Genomic DNA, 24,769 nt, shown 5'->3' on the forward strand with positions numbered 1-24,769 from the left:
AGACTCACGACGCGCCTCATAGGCCGATCGCGCCCTGGCCCGGGGGGCTGACCGGCCGACGAGGCAACCGACGGAAAGCGAGGGCCATGCCGGGAACAGGTAGGGGCGAGCCCGACGCGGCGCTGGTGACCGCCGCGCGCGAGGGAGACCAGCGTGCCCTGGACGCCCTGGTGGCCGGCTCGCTCCCCCTCGTCTACAACATCGTGGGGCGGGCGCTCAACGGGCACAACGATGTGGACGACGTGGTTCAGGAGACGTTGCTCCGGGTCGTGCACGGGCTCTCCGGCCTTCGCGACCCGGGCGCGTACCGGTCCTGGCTGGTGGCCATCACCGTCCGGCAGGTACGCGACCACGAGCGGGACCGCCGTACCACCCAGCACCGCAGGGAGGACCTGGACAGCGCCGACGAGGTGGCCGACCCGGCCTCCGACTTCGCCGCGGTGACCATCCTCCGGCTCGGTCTCACCGATCAGCGCCGCGAGGTCGCCGAGGCCACCCGCTGGCTGGACCGCGAGGACCAGGGGCTGCTCGCCCTGTGGTGGCTGGAGGAGACCGGCGAACTGGACCGGGCGGACCTCGCGAAAGCCCTCGGCCTGTCCCATCGGCACACCGCCGTCCGCGTCCAGCGGATGAAGGAGCAGATCCACACGAGCCGCACCGTCGTACGCGCGCTGCAAGCCGACCCTCGCTGCCCGGATCTGCGTACCCTCGCCTGGAGCTGGGACGGCGTGCCCAGCCCTCTGTGGCGTAAGCGCTTCGCCCGGCACGTCCGCGACTGCGCGGTCTGCGGGCGGCGCACCGCCGGCATGCTGCCCATCGACCGCCTGCTCAGCGGGCTGCCCCTGCTGCCGCTGCCGGCCGGATACCTGCTGGACCACCTCCCGGCCGCCCACGCCCTCGCGGTACCGCCGCCGCGCGGCCTGTTGTCCTCCCTGACGCAGAACCCGGTCGCCGGGAAGGCGGCCGTCGCCGGGGTGATCACCGTCGTGACCGGCGCCGTCGTGGCCGGGCAGCTCACCGGACCCAACGAGCCGCCCGTACCCCGGACGGCGCCCCGCATGACGGCGTCCCCGTCCGAGCCCTCGCCCTCCACCCGGCGCGAGACGTCCCCTGCCCCCACCGCCGGTCCCACGCCGGTCCGGGTCAAACGCTCCGCCACCGCCGCCCCGCGGCCTGCCTCCGCGAAGAAGGGGGTGAGCGTGTGGGAGATGCCCGGAGCCGGCAAGGCGCTCGCCAAGTCCGGTGCGCGCTGGTATTACACCTGGTCAACCGCGCCTGAGGGCCCCGGAGTGCCGGAAGGGGTGGAGTTCGTACCGATGATCTGGGGCGCCGGCAGCGTCACCGACGCCAACCTCGCCCGGGCCAGGAGCGCCGGCCCCTACCTGCTCGCCTTCAACGAGCCGGACCTGCCCCAGCAGGCCAACATGACGGTGGAACAGGCCCTGGACCTGTGGCCGCGGCTCATGAAGGCGGGCAAGGTGCTCGGCAGCCCCGGTGTCGCATTCGGCGGGGCCACCCCGAACGGCTGGCTGGACCGGTTCATGAAGGGTGCGGCCGAACGGGACTACCGCGTCGACTTCGTCACCCTGCACTGGTACGGCGCCGACTTCCGTACCGAGGCGGCCGTCCGGCAGCTCAAGACCTACCTCCAGGCGGTCCACAAGCGCTATCGCAAACCCATCTGGCTCACCGAGTACGCGCTCATCGACTTCTCGAACGGCACCCGTTACGCCGGCGACGCGGAGCAGGCGGCCTTCATCACGGCCTCCACCAAGATGCTCGCCTCGCTGCCCTACGTGCAGCGTTACGCGTGGTTCGGGCTGCCTTCGGAGGACGGCAAGCAGGGCAGCGGACTGTTCCGCGGCGACGGGCGGGCGACCAAGGCCGGCCGCGCCTTCCAGGAGGCCCGCTGATCCGTCCCCGGCGACGCGATCGTTCGCGGGGTGGCAGGGGCCACAGCCGCACCGGACCTGGGAGCCGCGCGGGCTTGCGGGCCCGGCCGGGCCGTGCCGGACCTGGAAGCCGCGCGGGCTTGCGGGCCAGGGGCCGCGCGGCCTTGCGGAGCCGCGGTGCCCGGCCGGGCCGTGGGACGGGCTGCGTCCCACGGCCCGGCGCGGAAGGCTCGCCTCATCGCCGGCCGGGGCTGCGCCGCGGACGTCCGCGGCGACTTCCCCGGCCCCGGCCGGGCGACGGGCGGGCGGGCGGGTGCCTCCGCTCAGTACTCAGCGAGCCTCTTGGAAGGCACGACCCGCGGGGGTGGCGTCGCCGTTGCTGCGGAACAGCCCGGTGCCCTGCTTGCCGTCCTCGGCGGGCAGGCCGAACCACGCGAACCGGTGTACGAACGTCAGCGACTCCAGCATCTTGGTCGACGCGGTGACGAAGGCCGCCTGCTGCGCCTCACTGGGGAAGCGGGCGCCCTGGGAGAAGTCGATGAGCGCGTACTCGGTGAGCCAGATCGGCTTCTTGTACCGGTCGTACACCGCCTGGAGGTAGGACTTGAGCTGACCGACCGCGGCCTCGGTGCGGAAGTCACCGCCATACCAGTGCAGGGTGACGAAGTCGACGCGGTAGTTCTTCTGCTCCGCGCCCTTCATGAACTTGTCCAGCCAACCGCCGGCCCGGTCCCCGCCCCACGCGACGGCGGGGCTGCCGAGCTTCTGCCCGGTGGACATGAGCTTCGGCCACAGCGACAGCGCCTTGTCCACGGTCATGTTGGACTGCTCGGCCATGTCCGGCTCGTTGAAGCCGAGCAGGTAGGAGCCGGCGCTCTTGGCCTGGGCGAGATTGGAGTCGGTGACGCTGTTGGCGCCCCAGATCATCGGGACGAACTCGCTGGACTTGGGGGTGGTGATGCCGTTGTGGTTCGTGGACCAGGTGTAGTACCAGTGCGCACCGGACTTGGCGAGCGCCGTGCTGACGTTGGGCATCTGCCACACGCCCACGCCCTTCTTGCCGGAGGGCGCCGCGGGCGGGTCGACCGGTTTGGTGGGGGTGGGGGTCGGCTGCTGCGGGGAGCCCGTCGGCTGGGTGCGGGTGGGGGTCGGCTGCGGGGAGGCAGTGGGCAGCGGAGTGGTTCCGCCCTTGCCGAACACCTGGAACTCCCATACGGACACGCCGTACTGGGTGGAGCGCTTGGTCGCGTACAGCCGGACGTACCGGGCGTTGCCCGACACTTGGATCGTCTGCTCACCGCCCCTGCCGGCGGTGGTGCTGTAGACGTTGTTCCACCGCAGGCCGTTGTTCGACGTCTGGATCTTGAACGCCCTGGCGTACGAGCGTTCCCAGTTGATCACGACCTTCTTGATCTTGGTGGTCTTCCCGAGGTCCACCTGCAACCACTGCGGGTCGCTGAACTTGCTCGACCAGCGGGTGTTCGCCTTGCCGTCGACCGCGTTCGTCGCGGGCAGGCCGCCGTTCTCCGCTGAGGACGCGAGGGCTGGACGGTGCTGCGACAGCGGCAGCTCCGCCGCGCCGGCCGGAGTGCCGTTGATCATGGAGGCACCCAGGACGGCCGCGAGGACGCCTACGAGCCCGACACGGCGAACCTGCCGAGCGGCTCTACGGCCCGGTGCGGCGCCACGCTGGATAATCTCGCTCATGAGGGATGAAATCCTTCGTCAGGGGGATTCGTGGAGCTGATGACCCGGCATCGCCCGGACGGAAGACAGGGCGCGGACACCGCTGCCCGATCGGCAGCGGCGCCAGGACGAGGGCATACGGGTGCCATCCGGGCCTCCCTTGTTGCCATGTCCCGCGCCTCTCCTCTTCACCACGCCCGGCAGCCGGACGCATCCGCTCCTGACTAGGAGACGCGGCCGCCCGACCCGGGATAACCGAAATCTGGAAAATCGGGTCAGGACTTTGTGGACCCACCGAGTCCGAGCTCGTCAACGTCAGGAACGCGTCCTGATCATGTCCAGGGAGATCTGCCAGAGCCGCGCGGCCGCCTGGGGGTCGAGGGCGTACGCCGCCACACCGCGTCGCAGCCCCGGCGTGTGCGGAACAGCCTCCTGGCAGTCCTCGAAGTATTTCCCCGTGACGCCTTCGACGAGAGGCGAGGCGGCCAGCAGGGTCGAGGTGGCCGCGCCCTGCGGGATGTCCTTGACCGATACGCCCGAGCCGGCGCCGGGCTCGAACGACTCGGGCGGAGCCGTCATGTGCCGGCCGAGTCCGGTGGCCCAGATGCGGCCCGGGTTGAGGGCGTTGACGGCGATGCCGTCCCGGGCCCAGCGCCTGGCGGCTTCGACGGCGAACAGGATGTTCGCGGTCTTGGACTGGCTGTAGGCCCGCCAGGCGTCGTAGGGGCGCTTGTGAAAGTTGATGTCGTCCCAGATGACGTCCCCGTTGACATGGCCCACGGAGCTGACGACGACGACCCGGGCGCGCTCCGCGGAGGCGAGGGCGTCGTGCAGTCCGAGGGTGAGGGCGAAGTGGCCGAGGTGGTTCGTGGCGAACTGCATCTCCCAGCCCTCGGGGGTACGCCACTCGGGCGTGGCCATGATGCCGGCGTTGTCGACCAGGATGTCCAGCCGCCCTCGCGGCGACCTGCTCCCCTCTGGTGGTGTCACGTACGGCGAGGGTCACCTCGGCGCCCGCCTTGGCCAGTGCCCGCGCGGTCTCCACGCCGATGCCCGACGATGCCCCGGTCACGATGGCCCTCCCGCCGGACAGGTCCACTCCGTCCACCGTTTCCTCGGCGGTGGTGGTCGCCCCGAAGGGCGTGGCGATGCGTTGTGTGCTCATGCGGATGTCCCTTTGAGGTGCCCATAAGATTAAGCGGAGCCGGGTCCGATTAGCTCGACTCTAAGCGGACCCGGCTCCGGTTGCAAATGCGAGGATGCGATTCATGAACATGAGGGACAGACAGCCCCGCGCCGACGCCAGGGCGAACCGCGATCGGCTCATCGAAGTCGCGGCGCGCACGTTCGCCCGGGAGGGCGCCGGGGCATCGCTCAAGGGCATCGCGAAGGAGGCCGGCGTAGGCATCGGGACCCTTTACCGGCACTTCCCGACCCGCGAGTCCCTCATCGAGGCCGCGCACACGAGCGAACTCGCGCGGGTCTGCGAGTCGGCGGACGACCTGCTCGCCACAATGCCGCCGGATGAGGCGTTGCGTGCCTGGCTCGGACGGTGGGTGACCTATCTCACGGCCAAGCACGGCCTCGCGCAGGCACTGCGCGCGACCGCGGCCTCCGGCGAGGACGCCGTCGCCTTCCCGGGCGCCAGGGCCCTCGCACTCGCCGCCGTGGACCGGCTGCTGGACGCCGGAGTACGCGACGGCACCCTCCGCCAGGGAGTCGAGCCGCTGGACGTCCTGGTCGCCGCACACGGCGCCGCCCTCGCGGCCATGGACCCCGGCCAGGTCGTACGCTTGCTCGACTACCTCATGGACGCCCTGCGCGCTCGATAGCAGGCGGCCCCGCCTCGATCCGCGGCTCGACCGGGTCCCGGCGTTGCCACCCGTCATGGCGGCAGATGCGGCACCCGTCATGCGATCGGGGTTGGTGTGTGTCCCGAGCCCGGACGGGTGCTTGAGGGGCCAGAGGTCTTGGCCGCCCAGACTCGCCCAGTCGCCCCAGCCACCGTTGGGCGCCAGCTGCCCGCGACTGTACAAAGCGCCATCACCACCAATGACGAACACCTGCAACCGACCATCCCCATTCGGGGCCGTGACAGGGGGCACCCGAGGCTCCTCGACAGGAGGCTCCTCGCCTCGGGGTCGTCGGGCCTGCGTGCTCGGCGGCCCACACCTTCGTCAGCTGCTCCAGGGCCGCCTTGGAGGCGGAGTACCTGCCGGTGCCCTTGGCGGGGACCCCTCCATCGGGCCGGTCGCTGCCCACGTCGGGGTCAGGCCGGTGTCGTCGCGCCGAGCCGGGGCAGCAGGTGGGCGCCCAGGAACGACGTCCATGCCAGGACGAGCGCGATGGCGAGGGCGAAGGCGACATTGGCCACCCGGGAGCCCTGGAACGCGAAGATCGAGAGCCAGCCCGCCAGGAAGAGCGCGCCGGTCACCGTGCTGAAGGCCGCCCAGCCGCGGTGGCCGGCCGCCGCGAACCGCCGGCCGAACACGAAGCACGCGGCGATCAGCGCGAGAAAGGCGAACCCGGCGACGAGCACGTGCACCATCGCGTGTGTGCTCGCGGTCGTGGGCGGCCCGAGGGGCGTCCCCGGCGGGAAGCCGTCGGCGGGGTCGGCGGAGAAGATGGCGGCGCCGACCATCCCGGCGCCGAAGACGCCGACCAGCCGCGGTCCCCAGGTGCCGCCCCGCCCCGCCGGACCCCGTACCCGGTGCAGGCCCACCGCTGCCGCCACGAACAGCAGGCCGCTGACCGCGAAGTTGGCGATCTGGATCCATCCCAGGTCACCGTTGCTCAGCATGCTGGCCGGGTGCCGGCTGATGTCGAACCCGTCCCTGGTGAACATCTGCAGCACGACCACGACGATGTAGAGCGGGCCTGCGAGGATGCCGCACATCAGCAGCGTCCGCGTCGCCCCGCCGGCCGCCGTGGTCGTGATGGGGTTCTCGGTCATCGGTCTACTCCTCTCTTGACAAAACGGGACGACACACCGCGTGGCGAGTCAGCCGTTGCCGTCCGTGCCGGTCTCGGGAGCGTGGTGCTGCATGGCGAACGCCACGGCCGCGGCGAGGTCGTCGTCGCTGATGTCCCAGGCGGCCTGGACCGCGGGCCCCCAGGCGCGGCAGCTCGCCGCGGCGAACTCCTTCTCCTCCGGCCTGTCACCCCAGGTCGCTGGATCGAACGCGACGTCGCGCAGGAACAGGTCGAGGCCGAGCAGCGCCAGGTCCCAGCCGACGCCGATGCCGATCGTGGCACCGGGCCCGTACAGGCGGACCATGCCGTCGACGGTCTCGGCGGGGGCGGCGTGCTCCAGCTCCAGCACGGTCCCGCCGTCACCGCCGGGCGCCAGGCGTACTTCGACCTCGGTGGGCATGCCCTCCCCCAGGACCCAGGTCACCTTGATCAAATGAGGCTCCTCGCAGCGCAGGATCTCCCCGCCGGCATTGCCCTTGAGCTGGAAGGTGCCGCCGAGCCGCAGGTCGCCCTCGATCGGGGCGAGCCATCGGCCGATCCGGTCGGGGTCGGTGCAGGCGCTCCACACCTCCTCGATCGAGGCGTCGTACGTGCGCCGCAGCAGCAGCGACCGCCCCGGGCCGGTGGCGACCGCCTGGTCGCCGATCTCCCGGTGAGTGGCGTTGATCTGGTTGACGACGTCGATCATTCGTCTTCTTCCTTCTCGTTGTTCGGGTCTGGCCGTGCCGTCGCGGACGGTGTCCCGTCGAGCGGGTGCCGGGCGCGCGCGAGTTCGGTCCCCAATGCGTCCAGGCGCCGGCTCCAGAACCGGCGCAAGCGCTCCAGCCAGATGCCGGCCTCCCCGCAGTGGTGGTACGGAGCGGGCGCCGAGGGTGCCGACCGCACCGCCGAGCACGTCGAGTGCGTGCCCGGGGCAACAATCTCACCTGTCACTTATATAAGTCAAGGCTGAATAAGCTTGGACACCGCGACCTCGGCGGCAGCGACCTTGATCTCGGTCTCCGCCCGTGCGACAACGGATACGGGGCCGGGAGGGTCATGCACGTCCGCCGCCCGCGTCATCGCGTCATCGCGTCGCTCATCGGCGCGCTGCTGATCGGGCGCCCCTTCGCGCTGTTCCGCCAGATGTTCCGGCACGCGCCTAGCCGGGCCGCGGTCGTCATCGCCGCCGCCTTCATCGTCGCGGGCGTGTTCATGGTGCTCTACTGGGATGTCCGCGTCCTGGCCCGCCGCAAGATCATCCCCTGGTATCCGGTGGCCCCGTGGGCCTGAGCGCCTGGGCGGCGGTCAGGCCGCCTTCGCGGGCGTCACGGGCGAACCGCGCCGAGCAGGCGGGTACGCCAGTAGCCATCGAGGTCGACCACCTTGATGACGTCCCCGGTCTGTGGCGCGTGGACCATCTTGCCGTTGCCGGCGTACATGCCCATGTGTCCCAGGCCCTTGCTGAAGAGCAGGTCCCCGGGCTGCAACTGGTCCAGGGGGACGCGGCGGGCGGATCCCCAGCTCCATTGGGTCCAGGTCGTCCGGGGCAGCTCGACTCCCGCCTGACGCCAGGCGGCCTGGGTGAGGCCCGAGCAGTCGTAGCTGCCGGGGCCCGTGCCGCCGTACTGGTAGGGCTTGCCTATCTGGGCGAAGGCGAACTGGAGGGCCGTACGGGCGTTGCCGGAGGCCGGGCCGGTGTAGACGATGCCGGGACTGTTGGGGTCGCCGGTGCGGAAGAGGCCCAGCCGGCGCATGAGCTTGGTCTGCTCGTCGACCAGCTCGTCCACCTTGCCCTTCTCGTCACGCACCTTGTCGCGTGCGGTGTCGGCCTCCGCCAGCACGCGCTTGGCCGCGTTGCGGCGGTCGCGCAACTCCTTGGTGGCCGCCTCGAAGGCCCGGATCCTCGCCGCTCTGGCCTGCGCGAGATGGTCGAGCGAGGCCATGCCGCTCAGGGCGCCGCCGGGGTCGCCGCGGAAAACGAACCCCTGCCAGCCCGTCACCGCGCCGGACTGGTAGTCGGTGACCGCCAGCTTCACCAGGTCCCTGCGCAGCACCTCGGCGCGTGCGGCCGTGCGGCCGTACTCGGTGTTGAGGGTGTCGTACTTCTTCCGCGCGTTCTTGTACGTCTCGGTGGCCTGGTTGTAGCGCTCGACCAGCTGGTCGGCCCGTTCGTTCAGCTTCACCAGCTTCGCCCTGGCCTGGGCGGGCGACGGGTCGGCGGCGGCGGTGCCAGGCGCCGAGGCTAACGCGATCGACGCCAGCACCACGGCGACGATCGCCCGCCCGGGCCTTGCCGGTACGGCGACCACGATGTCTCCTCGTACGTTCGTCGGCTTCACTTCGACGGGGCAGGCTTGCCTTCCTGGGACCCGTCAGCGGTGGCGGGTGATGTGTGCGATGATCTCCGTCGTACGCGTTCCTGGGCTTCGGCGGCCTTCGCGCGGGCTTCGGAGCGCATGAGATGGACGACACCGGCGATGATCACCCCGCCGACCACCATGGGTGGGACGAGGGCGGACACGATCTCGAACATGACATCCCGCTTTCGGGTCGGCAACGGCCCAGTTCTACGTGACGTAGAAGACAAACATACTGCTTGTCCGGGGTCGCCAGAGCCAGTCGCCCTGAGTGCTCAGCCCGTCAGAGGGTGATGCACACCAGCGGTGCGACCAGCACGGCCATCGGCCCGCTGACCAGCAGCCCGGCCGTCGAGTAGGCCGCGGCGGGCACCCAGCGGGGCTGCCCGCGCTCACCGAGCAGCCGTTGCAGGCGTTCGACGAGTCCCGCGTCGGCCAGGGCCGGCATGGCCGGTCCCGGGCGCGGGCCGGCGGAGGCCATCCGGACCAGGGCACGCGCCAGCGGCAGCGGGCCCCGCGCCCGGCACGCGTGATCGTCGGCGATCATCTCCACCAGCACGGCGACCGCCTGCCGCGCCGTACGGACGGAGGCCAGCCACGGGAACGCGCGCTCGAGCGCGACGAACGGCAGCAGGGCGAGGTCGTGGTGGCCACGGGCGTGCGCCCGCTCATGCGCCAGCACGGCCTGCAGTTCCTGAGGGGCCAGCAGGTCGAGGGTGCCCCGGCTCAGCACGATCCGCCGGTGCCTGCCCGGTACGCAGTAGGCCACGTGCTCGGCCACCGGCAGCACGTAGGCGTCGTGCACCGGCGAATGATCGGCGACCACGTCGACCAGCAGGCGCTGACGGTGCCGCTCCCGGATCGTGCCCGTGGTGATCCGCGCCGTGTGGAGGAGGAGCCAGCTCATCAGGCCCACGGACCAGGTCAGAGCCAGCAGGTGCACCGGCCCGAGCCCTTCGAGGCCATCACCGCCGGCGATCTGGAGTGCCAGGGTGTGCCCTCCGTGCGGGAACACCGCCGCGAGCGGCGCGACGGCGCCCACCAGCCCGAGACCGACCGCGCCCAGGCCGGCGGACAACCCGATCGCCTGCCACAGCACCAGCGCCGCCCGGGGGCAGCGGTGCGTCCACGCCGCCCCGGCCAGCCGGCGGGCGGCCCGGTCGCCGAGCAGCACCGGCAGCAGCGCCACCCCGGCCGCCACCACCCAGGCGATCAAGACCCGGATCCGTCCAGCTCGCCCAGCGCCTCCCGCAAGGCGGCGGCCACCTCAGGGGTCACCGTGCCGACGAAGCGCTGAACGGCCGCCGCCACGTCGCCGGCCTCGTCGAGGGCGGCCCGCATCGCCTCGGCTACGAAGGCGTCCTTGCCGGCCGTGGCCTTGTACAGGTGCGCCCGTCCGACGCGCTCGCGAGAGACCATGCCCTTGGCCGACAGCCGCATCAGGACCGTCAGCACCGTGGTGGTGGCGGGCCGCGAGGGCAGACCGGCCGCGAGGTGGTGGGCGAACATGCCCTCGGGATGCTCCCACAGGGCTTCCATGACCGCTCGCTCAAGGTTGCCGAGCTGCACCGTCACCCCTCCCGCCGGCGTTCCCCCCAAGGTAGAAAGGCTACCGCCCGCCAGTGTCGCGAGCGGCGGCCGACGTGCCTCACCTCGATCGATAAACCCGTCGTCAGTCGCCGCCGCCTTTCTGGATCACCGCCTTAGCCAGGTCTTACGCAGTCCTTGACACCCTTGGGTCATCGGGACTCTAGGGAGATGACAGATGAACGCGAACGAGCCTCACGAGCAGGGGACCGGCGGGTGGAGCCAGTTCGGCGCCACCCCGCCGACCGCCGGGGGCTTCCCCCGGCGCGACACGATCGTCATGGAGCAGCCGCCGCCCCCTCCGCCCGCGCCGCCCAGGAAGGCGGTCCTCACCGCCGGGCAGAAGGTGGTGGCCGGGCTCGCGCTGGCCGCGATGGCGGTGGCCGGTGGCGTGGTGGGGGCCGTCCTGGCGACCTCGTTCCAGCCCGCGCCGGTCGCGACCGCCAGCGCGCCGAGCCCCGTCTTCAAGTCGACCTCCTCGCAGCTCACCGTGGCCGAGGTCGCGGCGAAGGTACAGCCGTCAGTCGTGATGATCCAGGGTCAGACCGGTGAGGGCTCCGGTGTGGTGCTGTCGGAGGACGGCCACATCCTGACCAACAACCACGTGGTGGAGGGCGCCGGCCAGGGTGGCGGGCAGATGACCGTCAAGTTCAGCGACGGCAAGACGGCCAGGGCCACGGTCGTCGGCACCGACCCGGCCACCGACCTGGCCGTCATCAAGGCCGAGGGCGTCTCCGGGCTGAGCAAGGCCACCCTCGGCGACAGCGACGCGCTGAAGGTCGGCGACGCGGTGCTGGCCATCGGCAGCCCGCTCGGCCTGGACGGATCGGTCACCGCCGGCATCGTCAGCGCGCTCGACCGTACGCTCACCACCGGACCGGAGCAGCGCCAGCAGCTTCCTCCCGGATGGGGCCAGCAGCAGCAGTCCGCCGGCACCACGATCGGCGGCGCCATCCAGACCGACGCCTCCATCAACCCCGGCAATTCCGGCGGCGCCCTGGTGAACGCCGCGGGCGAGCTGGTCGGCATCAACACCGCCATCGCCTCGGACGCGGCCGGCGGCGGCGTCGGCTTCGCCATCCCGGTCAACACCGCCAAGCAGGTGTCCGAGCAGCTCATCAGCACCGGCAAGGTCACCCATGCCTTCCTCGGGGTGAGCGTCACCGACGCGACGGGCGACGTCCCGGGCGCCCTGATCGGACAGATCACCGCGGGCAGCCCGGCGGAGAAGGCGGGGCTGCGGCAGGGCGACCTGATCACCAGGATCGATGACACGCCGGTTGACGGGGGTGACACCGTGGTCGGGCAGGTCAGGGGCTTCAAGCCGGGCCAGCAGGTCAAGATCACCTACATGCGGGACGGCACGTCGCACGAGGTCACCGTGACCCTCCAGAAGCAGAGCTAGCCTTCTGGGCTGTGCCGGCCGGCGCGCGGATCCACAGCGACCGCGCGCCGGCCGCCCCCTGTCTACAGCAAGGTGCTCCAGTAGGACTGGAAGCGCACCCCGATCGCGGCGATGAGGGCAAGGAACCAGACGGTGAGCGGCACGGTGTGGTAGGCGGCGAGGCGGCGCATGCCCACCGGGGCGGGCAGGTGCTGGTGGATCACGTTGTGCAGGGTGACGTACCAGAAGATCGGTACGGTCACAGCCCACACGATCATGCAGTACGGGCACAGCGCACCGATGACATAGAGGCTCTGGAAGATCAGCCAGTGCACGAAGACCACGCCGGCCGTGGCACCGGCCTGCAACCCGAGCCAGAACCACCGCGGCAACCGGGCACCGGCCAGCAGCGAGACACCGACCGTGGTGACCACGGCGAAGGAAGCGATGCCCAGCAGCGGATTGGGGAATCCGAAGAGCTCGGCTTGAGGGGTGCGCATGATCGACCCGCAGGACAGCACCGGGTTGATGCTGCAACTCGGCACGTAGGCCGGATTCTTCAGCAGGGCGATCTTCTCGACCGTCAGGACGAACGCGGCGATCAACCCGACCGCACCGCCGATCAGGAGGAGCCGTGGCAGCAGGCGAGGAAAGGGCACGCCCTCGGGTTCGACGGCGTGGGCCGTGGCGGGGATGACGCCCACGGGGGGCGTGAGGTCACTGGGCGAGCGCCGCATCGATGGCTGCCTTGAACTCGTCGGCGGACTGGGGTTCGATCCGCCGGCCGTTGAGGAAGAACGTCGGGGTGCCCTGCACGCCGAGCGCCTCGCCGTCGGCGGCGTCCTTCTTCACCCTGGCCAGCGTGGCCGGGTCCTCGTACGCCTTGTCCCAGGCGGCCAGATCAAGACCGAGACCTTCTGCCATCTTGCGGAAGAACGCGTCGGCCGGCTGCTGCTTCTCGCCCCACTGGGTCTGGGTCTCGTACATCTGCTGGTACATCGCCTCGAACTTGCCCTGCCGCGCCGCGGCCTCCACGGCCCTGGCAGCGCGCTCGGCGTTGAAGTGGCTGCCGATCGGGAAGTAGCGGGCGACGAAGGTGACCCTGCCCGTGTACTCCTTGCGGAGCTGTTCGACCACGGGGAAGTACGCCCTGCACGCCTCGCACTCGAAGTCGAGGAACTCCACCAGCGTCACCTTGCCGTCCGCGGCGGTCTGCAGCCGGTGGCTGTCCTCCCGGACCACCTGCGGAGCGCCCGCCGCCGCGGGGTTCACGCCCGCCTGCTCGGAGCCCAGGCTGCTGATCGCCAGCCACACGGCGGCCACCACGGCGAACACCCCGATCGCGGCGACCGACATGGTGACGTTCTTCCTGCGCGCGGAACGTTGCTTGTCCTTCGCGCGCAGGGCCTCGACCTTGGCACGCCGAGCCTCAGCCCGGTCCTGTTGCTGCGGCACGCGCGGCTCCTCCCGCTGGCTAATGTTTCTACGAAGTGTAGAAGATAGGCGGGATGGTCGGGCACCGTACGCGGACGCCTTGTGGCACGCGCCGGGCGCGGTCATTGACATTCGCCGCGGCGGCGACAGAATGGATATATGAACAACTCTTCAGATGGGAATGTATTGACGGTGGATGGTTGCGCCGTCAAGGTGGTGGACGCCGACCGGGTGACAGCCGTGCGCGAGCGGATGCCGGCCGCCGAGGATCTGGCCGACACGGCCGACATCTTCGGCCTGCTCTCCGACCCCAACCGGCTGCGTTTGCTGGTCGCCCTGCTGGACGGGGAGTTGTGCGTGTGCGACCTGGCGGCGGTCACCGGGCAGAGCGAATCGGCCGTCTCCCACGCCCTGCGGCTCCTGCGCGCGCACCGGATCGTGTCCGCGCGCCGGTCGGGGCGGATGGCCTACTACCGGCTGGAGGACCCGCACGTACGGATGTTGCTCGACCTGGCACTCGCCCACACCGAGCACACCGAGGCCATCCACCCCGAACGCGACGGGGCTTCGTGATGGGCGCCGGGCACGGCCACGGGCACGCCGCCGGCCGTCACCGCTGGCGCCTGGCGGTCTCGTTCGCCCTGATCGGCGCCTTCTTCGTGGTCGAGCTCGCCTTCGGTCTGCTCTCCGGCTCGCTGGCCCTGCTGTCCGATGCCGGGCACATGGCCGCCGACGTGGTCACCCTCGGTGCCGCGCTGGTCGCCACCAAGATCGCCACTCGCCCCGACACCACGGGACGCCGCAGCTACGGCTCCTACCGGGCGGAGGTGTTCGCCTCGCTGCTGGCCGTGGTGCTGATGCTCGGCGTCGCGGTCTACGTGGTCGCGGAGGCGATCGGCCGCATCGGCGGCCCCGCGGAGGTTTCCTCCGGGCCGATGCTCGTCGTCGGCGCCGTCGGCCTGGTCGTCAACCTCGTCGCGCTACTCCTGCTGCGCTCCGGCGCGCGTGAGAGCCTCAACGTCAAGGGCGCCTACCTGGAGGTCGTGGCCGACACCGCGGGCTCGGTCGGCGTCATCATCGCGGGCTGGCTCGTCGCCGCCACCGGTCAGGCGTACTGGGACACGTTCGTCGCGCTGGCCATCGGCGTCTTCGTCGCCGTGCGTGCCGTCTCGCTCGGCCGCCAGGTGTTCGCCGTGCTCGGCCAGCACGTCCCCGAGGGCATGGACGCCGCCGCGGTGGCGGCCGACCTGGCCGCCATCGACGGCGTCCGCGACGTGCACGATCTGCACCTGTGGACCCTGACCTCCGGCATGAACGTCGCGACCGCCCACCTCGTCACCGGCGACCAGAACGACCACCACGCCGTGCTCGATCAGGCCCGCGAGCTCCTCCGCCGGCGCCACGGGGTCGCCCACGCCACCTTGCAGGTCGAACCCGCCGACCACAACGGATGCGACGAACTCGGCTGGTGACCCCGCGCCGGTCGGCGGCCCGGCTCGGTCACCGCCAGAACCGCACCTCGGGGTAGTCCTCCGACGGGCCCTCCAGGAGCGGCGCGCGTCTGTCGCGCAGGTGCCGGTCCAGGAAGGCCGTGAGGTAGGCACGGGTGATGCGAAGAGCGCGCTCGCCGTCGATCTCGCCGACGGGGATGCCGAGCTGGGGCCCGAATGCCGCGAGATCGACGAACGACACGTGCTCGGCGCCGTCCACGGTCAGCCAGCGTTTCCAGCCGGCGAGCCCGGCCCACGACCGCGGCCAGCTCTCGTCGGCGCCGGTCGGCTCGTGCCGCGGGTTGCCGATCATCATGAACGGCTTGGCCGGCCCGTTCGCCGGCAGCGCGGGGAAGAACGTGCCGTCCAGGTTGACGCCCGCGCGCACCCTGGGGTCGGCGAGCAGCAGGTGGGAGGTGCTGCTGCCGCCGATCGAGTGGCCGACGGCGGCGATCCTGGACCGGTCGACCAGCTCGCCCCAGGCGCCGCCGGTGAGCCGGTCGATGACGAAGCGCAGGTCGGCGACGCGGCCCGCGGTCACCCCTGCCCCGGTCCTGCCGGGGTGATCGCAGGCGAGGCAGGTCGTCGTCCGGCCGTCGGGGAAGGTGGTGCCGTACGACTCGTAGGTGTGCTCCACGCCGGCGACCAGGTAGCCCCGGCTGGCGAGATCCTCGGCCAGCGAGGTCAGCGTGGCCCGGGGGAACGAGCCGCCGGGTGACATGACGACCAGCGGAAGCCCGCCCTTCGCCGTACGGACCGGGGCGTTGAGGTGGGAGTGGACCTTCGTCCCGGCCAGCGTGTCCGGGGGGAGGTCCTCGGCCCCCGGGGTGCTCGCCAGGGCCAGCGCGGACTCCTGCGGCGTCAGGTACAGCGGGGCCCGGCCGACGGCCTTCCGCGCCGGATACCAGAGCGAGACCATGAGTTCCCGTCTGACCTCCGGCTTCCACGGGTCGGCGCGGCTGCCGTCCACGAGGTGCAGGGAACGCAGGCCCACCGGGAGGTCTCCGGTCGGGGCGGGGAGCGCGAGCTTCGGCTGCCGGAGGTGGGCCGGGCCGGTTGCCGCTTCCGCCGCCCCGGCCGTGCCGGCGGTGGTCACGAGTAACGGCAGCATGAGGATCGCTGCGAGGAGTTTCTTCTTCATGGCGGCCAGTGTCGTCCCCGGCCCGCCTTGAAGACCCGACCCGATCGTCGATCGCCGCTTGCTACTTTCGTCGCAAGCCGCCTGTCGGGCGGCGCCGGTGGTTCACGGCACGTGGAAGGTGTTGGTCTGGGTGGTGTTGTCGCCTATCTGCACCCCCATCGCATGCGGGGCATTGACCTGATACTTCGCCGCGCGTGCGCCTTCCGCGTCCAGTAGCGTCATGACCTTCCGCGCCGCCGCCACCAGGGCCGGGTCGTCACCCGCCTGGACGCGTTCGAGTTCGGCGGTCAGCTCCTCCGGGTCGTCGCCGACCTCCCGCCCTCCGGGAAGACGTGCGCGGACCAGCGCTTTCAGGCCCTCGTAGGCGTCGGTCACCGCGGTGGTCACCACGCCCTGGGTGCCGGCTGCCGCACCCGCGACCAATGCCGCCACGATCAGCGTTACAGGTTCCACGCCATCAGCGTCACCCAAGGGCCCGACCTTCGTCCAGCCTTATGGCTTTCGATCAGTTTCCGGGTCGACAATGCGCGTATGAGCGAGGGCGGTGACCCGATCGACGCGCGTGGCGCCTTCGGCGTGTTGATCGGTGATCACGGCACGCAGATCAACTACTACTACGGCAGGACCGCGACCGATGGCGTGGCCCCGCCGCCCCTGGTCACCGTGTCGGGGGAGATCGAGTCTCCGTACCGGGGACTGGCCGCCTTCGAGGAGCGGGACGCGGCGTTCTACTGCGGCCGGGAGATCGCCGTCGACCAGGTGCTCGAACGGATGTCGCGGCTTCTGACCGACCATGGCCTGCTCGTGGTGTCGGGGGCGTCGGGCGCGGGCAAGTCGTCCCTGCTGCGGGCGGGGGTCCTGCCGCGCATTAGGGGTGCGGGGCTCGCGGAGGCGCCGGAGGCCAGGGACTGGCCGTGCCTGGTGTTCACGCCCGGCCCGGCTCCGCTGGACGAGCTGGCCGTACGGACGGCGGCCCTGGCGGGAATCGACGCGATCTCCGTACGGACGTCGCTGGAGGCCGGCCCTGCCGCGTTCGCGCTCACCGCCCGCCAGGCTGCGCTGCGGCAGTCCGCGGGCCGGTTGCTCCTGGTCGTGGACCAGTTCGAGCAGCTTTTCACCAGATGCCCCGATCCGCGGGAGCAACGCGCGTTCATCTCCGCCCTGCACGCCGCCGCCACGCTGGGGCACGACGTGCGGCAGATCCCGGCGGCGCTGGTCGTGCTGGTGGTGCGGGCCGACTTCGAGGCACGCTGCGCCGACCATCCCCCTCTGACGGACGCGGTCCAGAACCGCTATCTGGTGACGGCGATGACGCGGCGGCAACTGCGCACGGCCATCACCGAACCGGCGGCCAGGGCCGGCTCCGGCGTCGATGAGGCGCTGGTGGAGATCCTGCTGAAGGAGGTGCGCGGGGCGGGTTCGCTGCCGCTGCTGTCGCACGCGCTGGATCAGGCGTGGCGACGGAAGGCCGGAGAGCGGCTGACAGTCGCGGACTACGAGCGGACCGGCGGCATCGAGGGCGCCATCGCCGCGAGCGCGCAGAACGCCTACGAACGGCTGACCCGGGAGCAGCGCGACGCCGCCCGCGAGGTGTTCACCCGGTTGTCGGCCGTCGGCGACGACAGCACGGACATCGCGCGCCGCGCCGAGCAGGCCGAGTTGTTCGCCGGCAAGGGCGCGTCGCAGTCCCGGGACATCAGCGCGGTCCTGGAGTCCTTCGCCTCCGAACGGCTCCTGACCCTCGCCGCCGACACGGTGGAGCTCAGCCACGAAGTCCTGCTGAACGCCTGGCCGCTGCTGCGTGACGAATGGCTCGCCGAGACTCGTACCGACCGGCTCGCCCGCACCCGGTTGCAGGTGAGGGCGGCTGAGTGGGTGGGCGACAACCGCGACCCGTCCTACCTCTACCGCGGCAACCTCCTGCAGGCCGCCCTGAACGCGGCCGCGCGTACCGCCGAGGCCCCGGAGCGTCATCTCTCACTCAGCCGGGACGAACAGGATTTCCTGCTCGCCAGCCGGCGAGCCCACCGGCGGAGCGTACGCCGGCGGCGGGCCTTCGTCGCCTTCCTGATGGCCTTGATCATGGTTCTGGGCGTGGTCACCGTCGTGGCCTACCGGGCCGGCGACGAGGCGTTCCGTCAGCGGGACACCGCGGCCTCGAACCAGGTCGCCGTCCAGAGCGCGGACGTCGACGATCCCACGCTGGCCAGGTTGCAAAGCGTCGCGGCCTGGCGGATCAACCCCTCACCGCAGAGCCGCTACGCCATGAAGGTCGCGGCCGCCCGCGACGACATCGCCACGCTCACCGGGCATGACGACTGGGTCCTCGGGGTCACGTTCACCCCTGACGGCCGGACGCTGGCGAGCGTGGGCGACGACAACACGCTCCGGCTGTGGGACGTGGCCGCACGCCGGCAGATCGGCGACCCTCTCACCGTCGGCACCGGACCCGTCCTGACGGTGGCGATCTCGCACGACGGCAGGACGCTCGCCACCGGAGGCACGGACGACGCGATACACCTGTGGAGCGTCGCCGGCCACCGCCACGTCGCGGCGCTCAAGGCGGGTGCCGAGGTCGTGGGGTCGGTGGCGTTCTCTCCCGACGGCAAAATGCTGGCCAACTCCAACGGCGACGGCTCGGTACGGTTGTGGAATCTGGCCACCCGCCGGCAGGTCGCCACACTCAGAGGGCATCCTGGCCACACCGGCTCCGTCGAGGTGGCGTTCTCCCCCGACGGCCGGACCCTGGTCACCGCCGCCAAGACCGTGCAGTTCTGGGACGCCGCCACGTACCGCAAGCTCGGCGGCCCTCTCACCGGCCACACCGACCAGGTGAGCGCTGTCAAGTTCGCCCCCGACGGCAAGACGCTCGCGACCGCGGGTGAGACGGTACGGCTGTGGGACACCACCCGGCGACGGAAGCTCGGCACGCTGCCCACCGGCGAGGACACCTACATCACCTCGGTCAGCTTCACCTGGGACGGCAGCCTGCTGGCCAGCGGCGACAGCGACGGGGCGGCCCGGCTGTGGGACATCGCGGCACGCCATCAGGTCGGCGCCACCTTCAGCAGCACGCATGTCGGGGCGCTGGACTTCGCGCCGGACGGGAAGACCCTGGCCACCGCGGGCCACAGCCCGGCCATCCGCCTCTGGAACACCGCCCGCGCGGTCGGCACCCCGATCAGGGGCCACACCGGTTCGGTCAACGCCGTCGTGTACTCCCCCGACGGCAGAACGATCGTCACCGCCGGAAACGACAGGACGCTGCGGTTCTGGGACGCCAGGACGCGCAGGCGGATCGGCAGGCCGCTCACCGGCCACACCGGCCCGATCATCGGCGCGGCCTACTCCCCTGACGGTTCCCTGGTGGCCACCACCAGCGGCGACGGCACACTACGGCTGTGGGACACCCGCACCCGCAAGCAGCAGGACAAGATCGCCACTGAGCGGAAGGTGTACGTCTCGACGGCCTTCTCCCCGGACGGAACGACACTCGCCATCGCGGGTGAAACGGGTCCCGTGCGTCTCTGGCGCCTCGGCCAGAAGGACTCCACCCCGATACCCGGGGCCGACAATCCGAACTACCTCGCCCCGATGAGCGGCGTCGCCTCGGGCCCGACGAGCCTCTGGGTGGCGTTCTCGCCGGACGGCCGCGCCCTGGCCGCCGCCCACGGCGATGAGGTACGGCTCTGGGACCTCACCACCCACCAGCAGATCGGCCGGCCCTTCGGCCACTCGGGCCTGCTCACGGCGATGGCGTTCGCACCGGATGGCACGAAGCTGGCCACCGGGAGCAAGGACGAGACGGCCCGGCTGTGGGACGTCGCCGGCCACAACCTGATCGGCACTCCCCTCACCCGTCACACGGGCGCGGTGGACGCCGTGGTGTTCTCCCCCAGCGGTGACACCCTGGCCACCCTCGCCGGGGACGGCGTGCGCCTGTGGGACGTCGCCACCCGGCAGCAGATCGGAACACCGATCGCCGACGCCGCCGAGGCGATCACCATGCTGGCGTTCTCCCCTGACGGCAGGACACTGGCCGGGGCGAGCGCGCACGGGCACGTACGGCTGTGGACGCTGGACCACCTCGTGGACGATCTGCCCCGCCGCCTCTGCGCCGAAGCCGGGCGCACCCTCACGAGCGCCGAATGGGCACAGTACGTACCCCCGGGTCCCGCGTTCCGGGAGATCTGCCCATAGGCCGGGCTCGGAGCGCCGGTGGCCCCGGCGACGCCCTTCGTCACAGTTCGGTGCCTGCCAGGTGGATGACCGCGATGTCGTCGTGCCGCTTCGCGCGCGGCCACCGCTCCCCCTCGGGGTCCTGCGCTTCGGCCTCCCGCACCTGGTCGAAGAGCCGCCAGGGCGAGGCCGAGCCGAGGATGTCGAGAAGGCCGGTCCACGAGCCGAGCCCGAACTCCACGAACCGCGTCGCCCCGTCCGACAACAGCGCGACGCGCCGCGTCTCCGTGGCCGGCAGGGTGCCGGTCAGCGCCTCGTGGGCGGCCTCGGGGACGGTGCCGGCGCAGGGGTAGCCGTCGGGTTTGTTCCGCATACGCCGCTGGTGCTCGACGAATCGGATGCGCGCGGCCTGGTGCTCGGTCGTGCCCGTCGGTAAGGCCGCCATGGCCTTCCACAGGTCGGTGCCCACCTGGTCGATGCGCCGATCCGAGACGGTGACGATCTCGCCGTCGACGTCGGCGACGACGGTGGAGTCGCCGAGCACCAGGTATTCGACCGTGCCGGCCTGGCGCCTGACCATGACCACCGTGCTGGACGGTGTACCGGGGTGGTCAAGGTCACAGGGGTGGGCGCGGTGCTCGGCGGCGACCGTGGCGATGGCCCGGGACAGGGCGAGGTCCAGCCCGATCAGCGGGTCGCGCATGTGCGCCATGGCGGCGTCGGCCAGCATGGCGACGTACCAGGGTGTGCCGTGGTGGCAGCCGGTCGGCAGTTCGGCCGGCCCACCGGCGCCGTCGAGCAGGACGGCCCGGGTGAGCGTGCCGCCGGCGGCGGCCACCTGATCCTCGTTGAGCTTGTCGTCGCGGCCGGGGCGGGTGGCGAGGTACAAGCGCGCTCCTTCGGTGCGTCGCACGGATGGCTACCTGCTGACCCGAGTATGACCTCGACCAGCCGCACGGAGTGCCAGGCCCAGGAACGCACATGGACGTCCCCGGCCGCTTCCCCACGGCCCGGGACGTCCTTTCGGGGAACGGGGCAATCGGTCCCCGCACCATTACTACCCGCCATAGCCCGATATATACGCTTTTGTCCGTTTTTGCGAGCCTGTCATTCCTATATGCCGACTTTGTCCGCGCGGTCGTTCCAACCGCTCTTCGCGAGGTTGCTGACGTACTGCCAGGTCCCGAGCATGTACCGCGGATCCGGCCGCCCGGCCTTCTGATCGATGAGGTAGAAGGCGCCATGACCCGGGGATCGGTTGTTGAAGGCCGAGGAAGCCTGGTCGCGGAAACTGTACTTGCTGAGGGAATGTGTTCCCTTGTCCTTGAACTGGAGGCGGCGGCCCTGGAAGTTCGCGCCCTGCCAGATGCACCCGTAGCCGTCCGGGCAGTCGCGATAATCTCCCGTCGAGCCACGGGACAGCCCGCTCGTCCGCCGGTACTCGGCTTCGCTGGCGAAGCACGTCACCTGTGAGGCCGACTCCACCGAGCACACCTGCGCGGTGGCCCACACCCGGGACATGTCGATCGTACGGCCCTGGAAGGTGACGGTCTGGGTGGCGGTCTGGGCCTGGACCGCGGGGGTGGCGGTAAGAGTCACGCCGCCGACGACGGCGACCGCGATGGTCGCGAGCCTGCGAATCATTGGTGGATCTCCCTCGTACGAGTAGTGCTTTCGATCGGTCGGGAGAAATGTAGGCAGCGCGGTGTTGAGCATTTGTTGAGCCCCTGTTGAGCCCGGGGAGAAGGGTGAGCAGGGCGTTCAGTCGCGCAGCAGGACCAGCGGCACCGGCCGGCCGGGCTCCACGCCGGGCGGGATCGCCGCCAGCGCGTCACCGAGGACCGCGCCGTTGAGGAACGCCGGACGGTCTCCGCCGACGGGCCGCACGCCGGGGCCGTCCCAGACGACCGGAACGATACGGGTGCGGTCGGATGCCGCCGCCACCGGCGTGATCAGCGGAGCCTGTGGCAGGCGGCCGAGAGGCCGGCGGGACAGCCCGGCGAGCAGCGGGCCGAGCAGCGTGTACGCGGCGGTCAGCGCGGCGAACGGGTTGCCGGGAAGGCCGACGACGTAGGGCCCGCCGCGCGGCCGGGCGAGGAGCTGGGGGTGGCCCGGCCGGCACGCGACCCCGTCGACGATCCACCGGGCGTCGCATTCGGAGAGCAGGCGGCGCAGCCCGTCGGTGGTGCCGACCGACGTCGATCCGGTGACCACGACGACCTCGGCGTCCCCGGCCGCCTCCACCGCCTTGCCCAGCACGGTGTCGGGCCGGTCGGGCACATGGACGAGGCCATCGAGGCGACCGCCGAGCTCCGCGACCAGTGAGGGCAACAACGGGCCCAGGGCGTCCCGGACGCGGCCCGGCCCGGGGCGGCCGTCATGGACCAGCTCATCCCCGGTGACGATCCCCCGTACGGTCGGCGTGCGACGGACCAGCAGCTCGTCATATCCGCAGGAGGCGGCCAGGCCGAGGAGCGCCGGGCGTGCCCGGGTGCCCGCGGGTGCCAGCAGCGAACCGGGGGACGCGTCCTCTCCCGCGTACCGGATGTGCTTGCCGCTCGGCAGCTCGGGACCGGCCACCTCGCCGTCGCCGGGAACGGCCGACTCGACCGGGAGCACCGCCCGCGCCCCGGGAGGAACGACGGCCCCGGTCGAGATCTCCACGGCCTGACCGTCCTCCAGCCGCCCAGCCGCCCATGACCGGCCGGGGCGGGCACTGCCGACGATCACCCACGGGCCGGCACCCGCGACGGCGAACCCGTCCATCGCCGACGTGTCGAAAGCCGGCAGAGGCGTCGAAGCGACGAGATCCTCGGCGAGCACCAGGCCGGCCGCCCGGCCGAGCGCCACGCGCACGGGTGGTCCCGGCTCGGCCGCCGCGTGCGCGTATTCCCTGGCCGTGGCCCAGGCGACGTCGCGACGTGTCTCCCGATCCCCGGCCATGACCATGTGCCACTGTCCCATCTGCAGGTTTCGCCCGCGGGTCACAGGCCCCGCGCCGGGCACGGTGAGTCGCAGCTGACCCGTTATGTGCAAGTATGGCCGGTCACGATGGCCCTGGGCTCCGCAGTTCGAGGAAGTCCTGGTCGCAGCTGAACCGGTATCCGCCCGGCACGCGGAAGCGGTCCCTGAGGTAGGTGGCCACGTCGTCCACGGTGGGCGGATCCGGCAGCGGGACCAGGTTGAGCAGGAACTGCGCGATGATCACGGCGGTGTCCAGGTCGGGCGCGTCGATGACGGCGGGCTCCGTGCTGACGCTCATCTCCCAATCGTGATCGGCGCCGGCGAACGTCCGTCCCAGCGCGCGTAGATCGAAGCGACGCCCGGTGAAGTGGCGCAGCAGACGCATGCAGTCGGTGTCCGGGTTCTGCAGGATGACCACGACGCTGCCGCCGGCGGCGGTCCAGGAGGCCAGCCGCTGGAGGGCGGTCAGCCAGGAGGCCGGAGGCAGATAGTAGAACACGTGCGCGGACAGGACGAGGTCGGCGAGCCGGTCGGGCAGGGCCGTGGCGATGTCCTCGCCCAGGATGGTGGCGTCGGGGCAGGTACGGGCCAGCTTCCGGCGCAGGTGCTCGTTGGGTTCGATGGCGATGGTGTGCGCGAAGTGGCGGGCCAGCAAGGCGGTGGTCTGGCCCGTTCCGGCGCCCGCGTCGATGAGGGTCCGGCGTCTGGCCAGTCGCGCGGCGATGTGGACCAGCTTCTCGTGGGCGCGCTCCTTCTGGTCGGTATGGGCGAGGAAGGCGGCGAACGCGGCATCGTAGTCCGCACTCATCGGATCCACGATCTTCACGGTCGACGGTTCGGCATCGCTGTCGGTCATCAAGGTCCCTGGCGAACATGGGCGGCTACGTGAAGTGCTTGGAGTAACGCTCAGTGTACCTTTCGGGAGGTTATGTCCTGTTATGGGCGAGTCAAGGGATGCGGCAGGTTCGCCGAGCGACACGTCTTGTGTGCACTAGTGCGCACAAAGCGCCTTGTGTGTCGTTGTGCGCAGAGCAGGATGCCGGTCCCCTCCTAACGTGAGCGTTGTCCGGAACGCGAGAGACCAACTCGGCCGGCAAACGGGGTAAAGCCCGGCGCCCTCGCACCCCGAGAGCGCCCACTCAACGGAGGAAAACTGTGCGTACCATAGGCAAGCTGCTCGTCGGCACCGTTCTGGCCGGTGCCGTGGCCACGGGGATCGCCGCCGCTCCGGCCGCTTCGGCCTCGGCCGCGACGGCCACCACGGCGAGCGCCGCCACCACCGCCACCGCGGCCTATTCCAACGGCTGGAAGCGTTTCGACCGCGGCGACGGCCGCTTCGAGTACCGCTGGGGCAAGAGCAACGGCCGCTACTGGCTCGACTTCCGGATGTGGGACCGCGACCGCCACGACCGCGACTACAGCTTCTTCGACGTCTACTACAAGCGCGACGGCCGCTGGTACCACTACAAGCGCTTCAGCTCCAAGAGCTTCTACAGCAACAAGATCGTCTTCGGCAGGGACGTCGACGACTTCCGCATCCGCGGCGGCTACGGCCACGGCGGCAACTTCGGCTGGAGTGGCTACCACAACTACCGCTGACCCCGTGAACCTTCCGGCTTCGGTGGGGGAAGCCGAGAACGGGAGATGAACCGAGCGGGCGCTCCTTCGCGGAGCGCCCGCTTCGTTGGTGCCCGGCGGCG

At 71.2% G+C, this 24,769-nt stretch carries 23 protein-coding genes and 2 pseudogenes; 8 read left to right on the top strand and 17 right to left on the bottom strand.

What is annotated here, in order from left to right:
* The first annotated feature begins 86 nt into the window (after positions 1-86).
* The gene (locus BLS95_RS39480; RefSeq protein WP_090944005.1) at positions 87-1,913 is read left to right on the top strand and encodes a sigma-70 family RNA polymerase sigma factor; all 1,827 of its coding nucleotides are present in this window, start codon (positions 87-89) and stop codon (positions 1,911-1,913) included.
* Positions 1,914-2,222: 309 nt separating this feature from the next.
* Here the strand turns inward: BLS95_RS39480 and BLS95_RS39485 are convergent, their stop codons facing one another.
* On the bottom strand, positions 2,223-3,494 hold the full coding sequence (locus tag BLS95_RS39485; RefSeq protein ID WP_245765561.1) for a glycosyl hydrolase: 1,272 nt from the start codon (positions 3,492-3,494) through the stop codon (positions 2,223-2,225).
* Between the two features lie 399 nt (positions 3,495-3,893).
* Positions 3,894-4,743 (bottom strand): annotated as a pseudogene (locus BLS95_RS39490) (SDR family NAD(P)-dependent oxidoreductase).
* 103 nt (positions 4,744-4,846) lie between these two features.
* Between BLS95_RS39490 and BLS95_RS39495 the strand changes: the two are divergent.
* Positions 4,847-5,410 carry a TetR/AcrR family transcriptional regulator gene (locus tag BLS95_RS39495; RefSeq protein WP_218136211.1) on the top strand — a complete coding sequence of 188 codons (564 nt, stop codon included), beginning with the start codon at positions 4,847-4,849 and terminating at the stop codon, positions 5,408-5,410.
* Positions 5,411-5,560: 150 nt separating this feature from the next.
* On the opposite strand, the pseudogene BLS95_RS60200 reads toward BLS95_RS39495, so the two are convergent.
* The 3 genes and pseudogenes from BLS95_RS60200 to BLS95_RS39505 form a co-directional block, all read right to left on the bottom strand.
* Positions 5,561-5,683, bottom strand: a pseudogene (locus BLS95_RS60200) (DUF8189 domain-containing protein); the annotation flags it as partial.
* Between the two features lie 164 nt (positions 5,684-5,847).
* Complete coding sequence (locus tag BLS95_RS39500; protein ID WP_090944011.1) at positions 5,848-6,531, bottom strand: DUF998 domain-containing protein; 684 nt, start codon at positions 6,529-6,531, stop codon at positions 5,848-5,850.
* A 48-nt stretch (positions 6,532-6,579) separates the two neighbouring features.
* Positions 6,580-7,239: an SRPBCC family protein gene (locus tag BLS95_RS39505; protein WP_090944014.1), complete on the bottom strand. Its 660-nt coding sequence runs from the start codon at positions 7,237-7,239 to the stop codon at positions 6,580-6,582.
* 350 nt (positions 7,240-7,589) lie between these two features.
* Between BLS95_RS39505 and BLS95_RS39510 the strand changes: the two genes are divergently transcribed.
* Positions 7,590-7,823 carry a hypothetical protein gene (locus BLS95_RS39510; protein ID WP_218136212.1) on the top strand — a complete coding sequence of 78 codons (234 nt, stop codon included), beginning with the start codon at positions 7,590-7,592 and terminating at the stop codon, positions 7,821-7,823.
* Between the two features lie 35 nt (positions 7,824-7,858).
* On the opposite strand, the gene BLS95_RS39515 is transcribed toward BLS95_RS39510, so the two are convergent.
* The 4 genes from BLS95_RS39515 to BLS95_RS39530 all read right to left on the bottom strand — a co-directional run bounded on the left by BLS95_RS39515 (position 7,859) and on the right by BLS95_RS39530 (position 10,489).
* Entirely contained in the window at positions 7,859-8,842 is a 984-nt protein-coding gene (locus BLS95_RS39515; protein ID WP_245765562.1) for a C40 family peptidase, read from the bottom strand.
* Positions 8,843-8,868: 26 nt separating this feature from the next.
* On the bottom strand, positions 8,869-9,066 hold the full coding sequence (locus BLS95_RS39520; RefSeq protein ID WP_090944017.1) for a hypothetical protein: 198 nt from the start codon (positions 9,064-9,066) through the stop codon (positions 8,869-8,871).
* A 107-nt stretch (positions 9,067-9,173) separates the two neighbouring features.
* Positions 9,174-10,106: a M56 family metallopeptidase gene (locus tag BLS95_RS39525; RefSeq protein ID WP_090944020.1), complete on the bottom strand. Its 933-nt coding sequence runs from the start codon at positions 10,104-10,106 to the stop codon at positions 9,174-9,176.
* Positions 10,103-10,489 (bottom strand): BlaI/MecI/CopY family transcriptional regulator, encoded by a 387-nt coding sequence (locus BLS95_RS39530; protein WP_245765563.1) that lies wholly within the window; start codon positions 10,487-10,489, stop codon positions 10,103-10,105. Before BLS95_RS39530 ends, BLS95_RS39525 begins: the two co-directional genes overlap by 4 nt.
* Positions 10,490-10,655: 166 nt before the next feature.
* On the opposite strand from BLS95_RS39530, the gene BLS95_RS39535 reads away from it, so the two are divergent.
* Entirely contained in the window at positions 10,656-11,882 is a 1,227-nt protein-coding gene (locus BLS95_RS39535; protein WP_090944023.1) for a S1C family serine protease, read from the top strand.
* Positions 11,883-11,944: 62 nt separating this feature from the next.
* Here BLS95_RS39535 and BLS95_RS39540 read toward each other — a convergent pair whose 3' ends face one another.
* Positions 11,945-12,598, bottom strand: coding sequence for a vitamin K epoxide reductase family protein (locus tag BLS95_RS39540; RefSeq protein WP_090944026.1), 654 nt, complete (start codon positions 12,596-12,598; stop codon positions 11,945-11,947).
* Positions 12,579-13,316: a DsbA family protein gene (locus tag BLS95_RS39545; protein WP_245765564.1), complete on the bottom strand. Its 738-nt coding sequence runs from the start codon at positions 13,314-13,316 to the stop codon at positions 12,579-12,581. The genes BLS95_RS39540 and BLS95_RS39545 overlap by 20 nt, the downstream gene beginning before the upstream one ends.
* 171 nt (positions 13,317-13,487) lie before the next feature.
* Between BLS95_RS39545 and BLS95_RS39550 the strand changes: the two genes are divergently transcribed.
* Entirely contained in the window at positions 13,488-13,868 is a 381-nt protein-coding gene (locus BLS95_RS39550; protein ID WP_281250089.1) for an ArsR/SmtB family transcription factor, read from the top strand.
* A complete protein-coding gene (locus BLS95_RS39555; RefSeq protein WP_090944032.1) occupies positions 13,868-14,767 on the top strand; it encodes a cation diffusion facilitator family transporter in 900 nt (299 codons plus the stop codon). The genes BLS95_RS39550 and BLS95_RS39555 overlap by 1 nt, the downstream gene beginning before the upstream one ends.
* 28 nt (positions 14,768-14,795) lie before the next feature.
* Here the strand turns inward: BLS95_RS39555 and BLS95_RS39560 are convergent, their stop codons facing one another.
* Both BLS95_RS39560 and BLS95_RS39565 read right to left on the bottom strand, forming a co-directional pair.
* The gene (locus BLS95_RS39560; RefSeq protein ID WP_090944036.1) at positions 14,796-15,926 is read right to left on the bottom strand and encodes an alpha/beta hydrolase family protein; all 1,131 of its coding nucleotides are present in this window, start codon (positions 15,924-15,926) and stop codon (positions 14,796-14,798) included.
* 102 nt (positions 15,927-16,028) lie between these two features.
* A complete protein-coding gene (locus tag BLS95_RS39565; RefSeq protein WP_090944040.1) occupies positions 16,029-16,379 on the bottom strand; it encodes a hypothetical protein in 351 nt (116 codons plus the stop codon).
* A 78-nt stretch (positions 16,380-16,457) separates the two neighbouring features.
* Between BLS95_RS39565 and BLS95_RS39570 the strand changes: the two genes are divergently transcribed.
* Positions 16,458-20,126: an nSTAND1 domain-containing NTPase gene (locus tag BLS95_RS39570; protein WP_090944045.1), complete on the top strand. Its 3,669-nt coding sequence runs from the start codon at positions 16,458-16,460 to the stop codon at positions 20,124-20,126.
* Between the two features lie 40 nt (positions 20,127-20,166).
* Here the strand turns inward: BLS95_RS39570 and BLS95_RS39575 are convergent, their stop codons facing one another.
* The 4 genes from BLS95_RS39575 to BLS95_RS39590 form a co-directional block, all read right to left on the bottom strand.
* The gene (locus BLS95_RS39575) at positions 20,167-20,994 is read right to left on the bottom strand and encodes a protein phosphatase 2C domain-containing protein (RefSeq protein WP_176993624.1); all 828 of its coding nucleotides are present in this window, start codon (positions 20,992-20,994) and stop codon (positions 20,167-20,169) included.
* Positions 20,995-21,218: 224 nt separating this feature from the next.
* Complete coding sequence (locus BLS95_RS39580) at positions 21,219-21,749, bottom strand: peptidase inhibitor family I36 protein (RefSeq protein WP_176993625.1); 531 nt, start codon at positions 21,747-21,749, stop codon at positions 21,219-21,221.
* Positions 21,750-21,866: 117 nt separating this feature from the next.
* A complete protein-coding gene (locus BLS95_RS39585; protein ID WP_245765565.1) occupies positions 21,867-23,069 on the bottom strand; it encodes a molybdopterin molybdotransferase MoeA in 1,203 nt (400 codons plus the stop codon).
* A gap of 82 nt (positions 23,070-23,151) precedes the next feature.
* The gene (locus BLS95_RS39590) at positions 23,152-23,925 is read right to left on the bottom strand and encodes a class I SAM-dependent methyltransferase (protein ID WP_090944054.1); all 774 of its coding nucleotides are present in this window, start codon (positions 23,923-23,925) and stop codon (positions 23,152-23,154) included.
* 299 nt (positions 23,926-24,224) lie between these two features.
* Between BLS95_RS39590 and BLS95_RS39595 the strand changes: the two genes are divergently transcribed.
* On the top strand, positions 24,225-24,668 hold the full coding sequence (locus BLS95_RS39595) for a hypothetical protein (protein WP_090944056.1): 444 nt from the start codon (positions 24,225-24,227) through the stop codon (positions 24,666-24,668).
* Positions 24,669-24,769 lie beyond the last annotated feature (101 nt).

It is taken from the genome of Nonomuraea jiangxiensis (genome assembly GCF_900099965.1).
In the GTDB taxonomy this organism is placed as follows: domain Bacteria; phylum Actinomycetota; class Actinomycetes; order Streptosporangiales; family Streptosporangiaceae; genus Nonomuraea; species Nonomuraea jiangxiensis.